This is a genomic window from bacterium (assembly GCA_016873475.1).
In the GTDB taxonomy this organism is placed as follows: Bacteria; Krumholzibacteriota; Krumholzibacteriia; order JACNKJ01; family JACNKJ01; genus VGXI01.
Genome location: VGXI01000143.1, coordinates 1 through 8,467 on the forward strand (window position 1 = coordinate 1; position 8,467 = coordinate 8,467).

Consider the following 8,467-nt stretch of genomic DNA (forward strand, 5'->3'; position numbering starts at 1 on the left):
AAAATCCGGCCCTCCATGACGAGCGCAACCCCCATCTCCAGCTCGCGCTCGCGCTCGGCGGTCCACAGCGCCGCGCTCATGCGCGCCTCCACCGCCGCGCGCAGGCGGCGGCCGAGCTGCTCGCGGCGGCGCAGCTCGAGCCGGCCCTCGCGCGCGAGGAAGTCGCGGTGCGCTTCGATCGCGTCCACCAACTCCGCGACGCCGCGATCCGCCGTCGCCACGCACTGGAGCACCGGCGGGCGCCAGCCGTCCAGCGCACCCCGCCGCATCAGGCTGGCCTCCAGCTCCATGGCGAGCGCGGCCGCGCCCTCGCGGTCGGCCTTGTTGATCACGAAGAGATCGCCGATCTCCATCAGGCCCGCCTTCATCGTCTGGATGCCGTCGCCGCTCTCGGGGGTGAGCAGCACCACCGTAGTGAAGCAGTTCAGGGCGATGTCCAGCTCGCTCTGGCCCACACCCAGCGTCTCGATGAGGATGCGCTCCGCGCCCGCCGCGTCGAGCAGGTCGGCCACGGCCTCGGTCTGCCGCGCGAGCCCGCCGAGGGAGCCCCGGCTGCCCAGGCTGCGGATGAAGATCTCCGGGTCCCGCGCCGCCTCGTGCATGCGGATGCGGTCGCCGAGCAGGGCGCCGCCCGTGAAGGCGCTGCTCGGGTCCACGGCGAGGGCCGCCAATCGCAGGCCGCGCGCGCGGTAGGCGCGCAGGAGGCCGTCGAGCAGGCTGCTTTTTCCTGCCCCCGGGGGTCCCGTCACCCCGATGCGGAAGGCGCCGCCGCTTCGCGCGAGCGCCCAGTCCTCGATGGCCGGCGCGGCCTCGCTCTCGTCCTCGACGAGGGAGATCAGCCGCGCCAGGGCCCGGCGGTCGCCCGCTGCGCAGGCGACGAGCAGCTCGACGAGCGCGGGCCTCATGCGCGCGGCTCCTCGTGATCGAGGTCCAGGGCCCGCGCGGCACCCACGGGCAAGGCCGCGCGCAGGGGCAAGCGAATGGAGAAGCGCGTGCCGACGCCGGGCGTGCTCTCCACGCTGAGCTCGCCGCCGTGCTGGCGCACGTAGCGCTGCGAGAGCGCGAGGCCCAGGCCCGTGCCCTCGTCCTTCGTCGTGTAGAAGGCGCGGAAGATGCGCCTCTGCAGCTCGGGGCTCATGCCGCAGCCGTTGTCGGCCACGTGCAGGAGCAGCCAGCCCTCCTCGCGCTCCGTCTCGATATGGATCTCGCCCTTGCCCTCGATCGCCTCGATCGCGTTCTGGACGAGGTTGAGCAGCACCTGCTTGAGGCGCCGCTCGTCGAGGGTCAGGCGGGGCAGGTCGGGCTCGAGCTCGCTGGTCAGGCGAATGCCGGCCTCGGCGACGCGGTCGCGCAGCAGGCTCTCGATGTCGCGCACGAGGGCGTTGAGATCCACCGGGTGCACCTGGAGCTCCTCGCGCTGCGCGCTGTGCAGCAGGCGGCCGAGGGTCTCCTCCAGGCGCAGGGCCTCCTCGGCGATCACCTGCACGGTGCGCCGGTCCTCCTCACCGAGGCTGGAACTCCTGAGCAGGCGCCGGCTGAAGCCACCGATCGCCGTGAGCGGGTTGCGGATCTCGTGGGCGACGGCCGCCGACAGCTCGCCGCTGGCCGCCAGCTTCTCGGCGCGGCTGATGCGGCGGCGGATCTCCGCCAGTACTTCGGCGCTGGCCTGGCTGCGGGCGAGGCTGCGCTCGAGCGACTCACGCAGGATGAGGTTCTCGAGAATGCCCGTGGCGAAGCGCACCAGCACCTGTAGCACGTCGATCCGCTCGGGCGCCAGGCTGACACCCGAGTAGCGGTTGTCGACGAGCAGGAAGCCGAGGCTGCGCTCGGCGCGCACGAGGGGCAGGGTGACGAAGTGCTGCAGGTCCAGCGCCGCGACGAGCGCGCGGTCGGCCGCGTGCTCCAGCCGCTCGCCGTGCAGCTCCTGCAGCTCCCAGAGGGCGCGGGAGAAGCGGCTGGCCGGCTCCTGGGCCGGCAGGCTGAGGCTGCGCAGGCGCCGGGCCAGGGGCGCGTCCTCGGGCGTGCCCGCCAGGCCGCGGCGCACCAGTTCGCGCAGGTCCAGCCAGGGCTCCTGCTCGGCCAGCTCGCGCCAGATGCGGTCGGCCTCCCGATCGTCGCCGGGGCCGATCGCGCAGTGGCCGTCCACGCGCGCCTCCTCGAGGTCGCGCCAGAAGAGCATCGCCCGGTTGAAGCCCAGGCCCTGGCCGGCCGTCACCACCGTGAGCAGCGCGAAACAGACTTCCCGGATCGAGCCCAGGTTCGGGATGAGCTGGCTGAACTGGCCGAGCAGGCTGAGCTCGTCCAGGTGCGGGCCCTCGGCGCCGCTCTCGTAGATGGCGAGCCGCCGCTGGAAGCTGGCCGCGCGGCGCAGGGCGCGCTCCAGGAAGAGATCCAGGTTGCGGTCGACGGCCCGCCGCCCCCGCCCCCGCTCGCGCAGGCGCCGGAAGTACTGGCAGCTCAGGGCCTCGACGGGACCGAGCTGCCCGCTGCGCCACTGGACCACCTCGGCGGCATCCACGCGCATCAGCGCCGGGCTGCCGACGATGTGGTCGCCAAAGACGGGACAGCTGCGGTCCCGACAGCGGAAGAGCTCCCAGCAGACCTGGCGACTCGTCACGATGGCGCCTCCCGGCCCACTCTAGCACAGGCCCCGGGGAGGGTCCACCGGCGACGGGAGGGCGGGCCTGGCCCGCCCCTCCCGCTCCGGTACCGCTAATCGTTGCCGTAGCGCTGTTTGACCTGTCCCCAGTTGGCCTCCTTCACCGGCACGCCGTTGCAGACGTTCGGCTGGCCGAAAGAGGGCAGGCAGCCCGTGGAGCCAGGCAGCTGACTGCCGTGGTAGATGTTCATCCCGTCGTAGAGGATCCACTCGCCGGTGCCGCTGGGCAGGCGGCCGAGGCTGCGGTCGTCGTCCATCTGGTAGCTGGTGTAGGCGATGATATCCACCTGGACGGCGGTGCCACCCTCGTCGCGAAAGAGCGCGACCTCGCCGCCCGAGTTGCTGAGGCTGAGGCCGGCGCTTCCGTTGCCGGTCTCGGCCTGCCAGGCGACGGCCATCGCGCCCGTGACCGCGAGAGCGGCGCCGGGCGCGAGGCTGCCGCTGCAGCGGTAGCGAACGGCCGGGTCCGTCCCCGAGTCGGAGAGCCAGTAGGCGCCGAGATCCACGGCCGTCGTGCCGCCGTTGGCGATCTCGATCCACTCGTCGTTCTTGAAGTCGATGAGGCCGTCGCCGGACCAGTCGCTGACCGGATCGGCGAGCACCTCGTTGAGCAGGACCTGGGCGAAACTGCCCGTGGGCAGGGACAGAATGAGCAGCAGCGGGGCCAGCAGGGTGGCCAGCCGCGCCGGCTTGCGGGAATCGTGCACGCGTGCCTCCTCGGCGAGTGAGCGGGGAGGAGGGGGCGCGCCGGTCCAGGCAAGCGCCGTGCCGCCCTAGCGCGGGCGCAGGAGCAGGGGCAGGCAGGCCGCGAGGGGGCGCGCCGGTCCAGGCAAGCGCCGTGCCGCCCTAGCGCGGGCGCAGGAGCAGGGGCAGGCAGGCCGCGAGGAGGAGGATGTCGCGGCCGATCAGCGAGAGATCGACGCCGTGCCCGCCCGAGGCGCCGAAGCAGCCGCACTCGATGTCCAGGCCGCGGGCGAGCGCCGCAGTCAGCGCCACGATGAACATCAGCGTCATCAGGGCGGCGAGCAGGGCCGCCCCCCGCCGCAGGCGCGGCCAGAGCAGGGCGAGGCCGGCGATCAGCTCGAGCCAGGGCAGGAAGAGCGCGAAGGGGTGGAGGACGGCCAGGGGCAGCATCCGATAGCGGTAGATCGACAGCGCGAAGTCGCCCGGGTTGGCGATCTTGCTCCAGGAGGCGACAACGAAGGTGGCAGCCACGGCGAGGGCGAGCAGCCAGTGCAGCCAGCCTGGCAGACGAGCGCTGAGGCGGGCGAGGGCGTTCACGGCGCCCCCCCGTCGCTCAGGGGCCCGCCCGCGGCCCGCCAGGCGGCGAGACCGCCATCGAGCAGCGAGAGCTGCGTGTAGCCGCGCGCGGCGAGCTGGCCGGCCACCGCGGCCGTGGCCTGCAGGCCGTCCCCGTAGAGGACGATCGGGTCCTCGGGGGCGATGAAGTCGATGACCGCGGCCAGCTCGTCGGCGAAGCCCGCGGACGTGATGGCGAGCGCGCCGGGGATGCGCGGCGCGTCCGCCGCCAGGCCCGCCCGCGTGTCGACGAAGAGGTGGCTGCCGGCCTCGTAGCGCGCGAGCGCCGCCTCGGCGCCGATGAGCGGTTGCTTGCGCTCGAACTCGTAGACGCTGCGTTCGGCAGCCAGAGGCAGGCGCGGCGGGCGCAGCGCCCAGCTCGCGGCAGCGGCGACCAGGGTCAGGGCGACGAGGAGGCCCGCCTCGGCGAGGGTGCGGGAGCAAGCCCCGCCCGCCGCAAGCCTGCCGCTCATTCGCGCAGGAGGTAGAGGAGGTCCACGAGCAGCTCGGGCTCCTCCGGCCGGTTGGTGAAGATGTGCAGGCCGCCCTTGACGCGCCCCTGCGCGGCCTTGGCCAGCGAGTCGTCGGCGGCGACGGCCGTGCCCGACACGCGCAGCCTGGCCTCGCCCTGGCTGCCGTCGGCGAGGATCTCGACCTGGAGGCCCGGCAGGTCGACCTTGGCCTCCGTGACCCGGAAGGCGAAGCCCGGCGTCGGCGTCCGGACGGCGATCTCCTTGCTCAGCGCCTGACCCGGCAGCACGTAGCGGAAGTTCAGCCGGTCGGGGGCCGTCTCGAGGTCCCCGAGCACGGTGCCGCTCAGGGTGAAGTCGAGGCTGGGTTGCCGCGGGTCGTCGGTCGTCAGGCGCAGGACCTGCCGGAAGGGACCGGCCGTGGCGTCGGGCTTCAGGTCGACGACGAGGCGCGCCCGGTCCGCGCCGGCGCCCGGCGCGATCGCCGCGGTGAAGCGCTTGGCGTCGACCGTGCCCAGCGTGAGGGCCAGGCTGGCCCGGCCGTCGACGCGGATCGCCGCTTCCTGGCGCGGCGTCTGGCCGCGGCGCACCTTGCCGAAGTCCAGGCTGCGGTCGGCAGGCTCGACGAGGATGGGCGCCGCCACGAAGGCCATGACCGGCACCTCCATCAGCGGCTGCTCGGGATCGTTGGAGCTGATCTCGATGGTCTTGCTGTTGTCGCCCGAGAGATCGCGGCTGTGGAAGCGCACGGTGAGCACCGTGCTCCCGCCGGGCGGCACGCGCTCGGCGGCCAGGCTCAGCTCCGTGCAGGAGCAGGAGGTGTAGACCTCGGTGATCAGGAGCTCCGCGTCGCCGCGGTTGCTGAGCGTCAGCTCGCGGGCCATGACCTGGTGCTGCGGCACGCGGCCGAAGTTGAGGCTGCCTGTCGAGAGGACGAGCTTCGGTGCAGCGGCCGCCGCGAGAGGCAGCAGCAGTGCCGCGCAGGCGAGCAGAGCGGGGACGAGGCGGGAGCGCATGGCGATCATCGGCTTCCTTTCTGCGTTCGGCTCAGCTTCGCGGGTTCGCGCTCTGGGTCCACTCGCCGCCCCGCATGAGGGGCTCCACGCCGCCGTCGGCGCGCAGCCCGTCCACCTCCAACTCGCTCGAGCCGATCATGAAGTCCACGTGCGTGAGGCTGTCGTTGCCGCCCGCGGCGGCGAAGGCGGCGTCGTCCATCGCCGCGCCGCCCTCCAGGCAGACGCGGTAGGCACGGCCCACCGCGAGGTGGCTGGCCGCGTTCTCGTCGTAGAGGGTGTTGAGGAAGAGCTTGCCCGAGCGGGCGACCGGCGAGCTCTGCGGCACGAGGGCCACCTCGCCGAGTCGGCGCGCGCCGGCGTCCGTCTCGAGCAGCTTGTGCAGCACGGTTTCCTCGCGCTCGGCTCGGGCCTCCACCACCTGCCCGCCCGCGAAACGCAGGCGGATGCCCTCGATCAGGGTGCCCGCGTAGGCCAGCGGCATGCTCGCCGCCACCCAGCCTTCGGCCTGCTCGCGGTGCGGCAGGGTGAAGACCTCCTCGGTGGGCAGGTTGGCGATGAAGGGCAGGCCCTGCGGCGTGTGGCTGAGCCCGCCGAGCCAGCGGTGGTTCGCCGGCAGCCCGAGCTCGAGCGCGGTCCCCGGCCCGCGGTAGCGCAGCGCGCGGTACTGCCTGGCGTCGAGCTGCGCGCGCCGGGCGCGGAGCGCTTCCGCATGGGCCTGCCAGGCGGCGACCGGATTCGCCTGGTCGGCGCGGCAGATGCGGAAGATCTCCTCCCAGAGCGCGTCGATCGCGGCCGGAGCGGCCAGCTCCGGGTAGAGGCGCCGCGCCCAGGCCGCCACGGGCGCCGCGCAGATGCACCAGTTGATCTCCTTCGCGCTGATGCGACGGGCGAAGGGCTCGCTGTAGGCCTGCAGCCCGCGCTGCACCTGGGCGACGCGCTGCGGGTCCTGGCCCTTGAGCAGGTCGGGATCGCTGCCGCTGATGCGCAGCACGGCGTCGCCGCGGGCGCTGCCCTTGATCAGGGCGTCGGCGCTCCAGGTGGAGACCTCGGCGAAGGAGGCCTCGGGAGCGAGGCGGTAGCGCGCGAGCTGCACCTCGTCGTCGACGTAGAGCAGGTCGACGAGCAGGGCGCCGGCCGTGTAGGCCGCCTCGACCACCCGGCGCGCGAAGGCGGCGCACTCCAGAGGAGCGAGGAGCAGCAGGCGCTGCCCGGGCTGCAGCCCGACGCCGACCTGCACGGCCAATCGGGCGTAGTTGTCCAGCTTCTGCGCGAAACTGAGGCTCATTGGCGCTCCCCTTCCCGGGTCCGCCCGCGCTCGGGCGGGGGGCTGGCATCTCGTCGGCGCTGGCAGGGAGGGCAAGGCCCTGCCAACGTATCGGCTGGCACGCGGTTCCCGAGCCGGAGCCCGGGCTAGCCGGTTTGCGGGGGCGCGCCGCCCGGCGGCGCCTGGCCGCCGGGCACCGGCTGCGCCCAGCTGTTGCAGTAGCCGGCGGGGGCGATGGGTCCCTTGACCAGGGTACAGCTGCCGCAGGGCCCGGCCCCGCTCGCCGCCTTCCAGAAGTGGCAGTTGTCGCAGCGCTTGGCCTCGATGAGGGTCTGGCTGCGGTAGCCGTAGGTCACGCGCGTCTGGCGATCCTGCGCGCTGAGACCCGTGAGGTCGCTGCAGGGGTCGGCAGTTCGGCCGCCGCAGCCTGGGATCGCCGGCGCGCTCAACCCGAGGGTTGCCAACGCGCCCAGCTGCGCGAGGAAGCGCCGTCGATCGAGATCTTGGCTCGCCATCTGCTCTCCTTCGTCGGGCGGGCGGGAGCGCCCCATTAAGCCCCATCGCCCGCCGCCTGTAAACAGCCGGCTCAGAATCCGGAGGCGATCTCCGCATCGATCTTGCGGGCCGTGGCCCGCAGCGCGTCGGCGGGCTGCGCGGTACCCCGCATCACCTGCTGGATCGCCCCCTCCTCCAGGTACTTGCGACCGGCGAACCAGGCCGAGTGGCGCGGCTCGCTGACAGCGTGACCCAGCTGCGCGTAGGTCGCCGCCAGACCGGGGGTCGCCGCGAGCAGAGCCTGCATGTCGGGCTCCTCGAGGCAGCTCTTGCGCAGGGGCGCATAGCCGCTGGCCAGCGACCAGCGCGTCGCATTCGCCGTGTCGGTCAGGAAGCGGATGAACTGCCAGGCCCCCCGCTTCTGGGCCGCCGTCGCCTTCGCGAAGACGACGAGGTTGGTGCCCTGCACCAGCGCCACCTGCTGCTTGCGCGCGGGCAGGGGTGCGACGCCGAGCGCAAAGTCGAGGCCCCCGCGCAGAAAGGAGAGGGACACGCTCGAGCCCTCCATCATGCCCACCCGGCCGGCCTTGAACTCGTTCTGGTAGCCGTAGTCGAAGGTGGCGTAGCCGAGGCGGCGCGTGGCGAGCAGCTCGGCCATGAACTCGATCGCCTCGATGCCCGCCGGTTCGGCGATCGTGGAGCGCTTGCCGTCGGGTGAGAAGAAGTCGCCGCCGTTGGCCAGCAGCAGGCAGCCGAAGATGGTCACCGAGGCGCGCGCGGTGGTGCCCCAGCGGTTGGGGCGGCCGTCCCCGTCCGTGTCCACCGTCAGCCGCGCGCTCGCGTCCCGCCACTCCTCCCAGGTCGCCGGCGGCCGGTCCGGGTCCAGGCCCGCCGCCTGGAAGAGGTCGCGGTTGAGGTAGAGCGTGCGCACGCTCTTGTTGAAGGGGAAAGACCAGAGCTTGCCCGCGTAGCGGCACTCGTCGAGGAAAACGGGCTGGATGTCGGCCAAGTCCGCGGCCGTGAGGGGGGCATCGCCGCGCTCGCCGTCGGCGTAGGGCTCGAGGCACTCGATGATGCCGGCCTCGATCATCTCGGCCGTCCAGGCCTCGTAGGCCTGGCTGATCGTCGGCGGCTGGCCGGCGGCGACGGCGGCGATGATCTTCTGGCTCAGCGCCTGGTAGCGGCTCATGTCGTAGGCGCGCACCGGCAGCTCGGGGTGCAGGGCGTTGTACTCCTCGATCATCGCCGTCAGCGCCGGCGACCA

Annotated in this window: 9 protein-coding genes; all 9 read right to left on the reverse strand. The window is 73.1% G+C overall.

All coding sequences use genetic code 11. The annotated features are described in order from the left end of the window. Nucleotides 1-905 (reverse strand): methylmalonyl Co-A mutase-associated GTPase MeaB (gene meaB / locus FJ251_11155; GenBank protein ID MBM4118275.1); only part of this gene is annotated, 905 nt, incomplete at its 3' end. Continuing rightward, nucleotides 902-2,617 (reverse strand): GHKL domain-containing protein, encoded by a 1,716-nt coding sequence (locus FJ251_11160; GenBank protein ID MBM4118276.1) that lies wholly within the window; start codon nt 2,615-2,617, stop codon nt 902-904. The genes FJ251_11160 and meaB, both read right to left, overlap by 4 nt. 95 nt (nt 2,618-2,712) lie before the next feature. Continuing rightward, nucleotides 2,713-3,366, reverse strand: a complete 654-nt coding sequence (locus FJ251_11165; GenBank protein ID MBM4118277.1) for a lamin tail domain-containing protein — start codon at nt 3,364-3,366, stop codon at nt 2,713-2,715. Between the two features lie 139 nt (nt 3,367-3,505). Continuing rightward, complete coding sequence (locus FJ251_11170) at nt 3,506-3,982, reverse strand: DoxX family membrane protein (GenBank protein ID MBM4118278.1); 477 nt, start codon at nt 3,980-3,982, stop codon at nt 3,506-3,508. Next, nucleotides 3,937-4,431 carry a rhodanese-like domain-containing protein gene (locus tag FJ251_11175; GenBank protein MBM4118279.1) on the reverse strand — a complete coding sequence of 165 codons (495 nt, stop codon included), beginning with the start codon at nt 4,429-4,431 and terminating at the stop codon, nt 3,937-3,939. Before FJ251_11175 ends, FJ251_11170 begins: the two co-directional genes overlap by 46 nt. After that, nucleotides 4,428-5,453: a DUF1573 domain-containing protein gene (locus FJ251_11180; protein MBM4118280.1), complete on the reverse strand. Its 1,026-nt coding sequence runs from the start codon at nt 5,451-5,453 to the stop codon at nt 4,428-4,430. The genes FJ251_11175 and FJ251_11180 overlap by 4 nt, the downstream gene beginning before the upstream one ends. A gap of 22 nt (nt 5,454-5,475) precedes the next feature. Continuing rightward, nucleotides 5,476-6,729 carry an aminopeptidase gene (locus FJ251_11185; GenBank protein ID MBM4118281.1) on the reverse strand — a complete coding sequence of 418 codons (1,254 nt, stop codon included), beginning with the start codon at nt 6,727-6,729 and terminating at the stop codon, nt 5,476-5,478. 125 nt (nt 6,730-6,854) lie between these two features. After that, nucleotides 6,855-7,259 carry a hypothetical protein gene (locus tag FJ251_11190; GenBank protein MBM4118282.1) on the reverse strand — a complete coding sequence of 135 codons (405 nt, stop codon included), beginning with the start codon at nt 7,257-7,259 and terminating at the stop codon, nt 6,855-6,857. A 35-nt stretch (nt 7,260-7,294) separates the two neighbouring features. Further along, nucleotides 7,295-8,467 (reverse strand): ABC transporter substrate-binding protein (locus FJ251_11195; GenBank protein ID MBM4118283.1); only part of this gene is annotated, 1,173 nt, incomplete at its 5' end.

What these genes read in the sequence shown, in the direction of transcription:
- FJ251_11175 (MBM4118279.1), bottom strand. Translation starts at nt 4,431, where the DNA reads ATGAGCGGCAGGCTTGCGGCGGGCGGGGCTTGCTCCCGCACCCTCGCC.
- FJ251_11180 (MBM4118280.1), bottom strand. Translation starts at nt 5,453, where the DNA reads ATGATCGCCATGCGCTCCCGCCTCGTCCCCGCTCTGCTCGCCTGCGCG.
- FJ251_11185 (MBM4118281.1), bottom strand. Translation starts at nt 6,729, where the DNA reads ATGAGCCTCAGTTTCGCGCAGAAGCTGGACAACTACGCCCGATTGGCC.
- FJ251_11190 (MBM4118282.1), bottom strand. Translation starts at nt 7,259, where the DNA reads ATGGGGCGCTCCCGCCCGCCCGACGAAGGAGAGCAGATGGCGAGCCAA.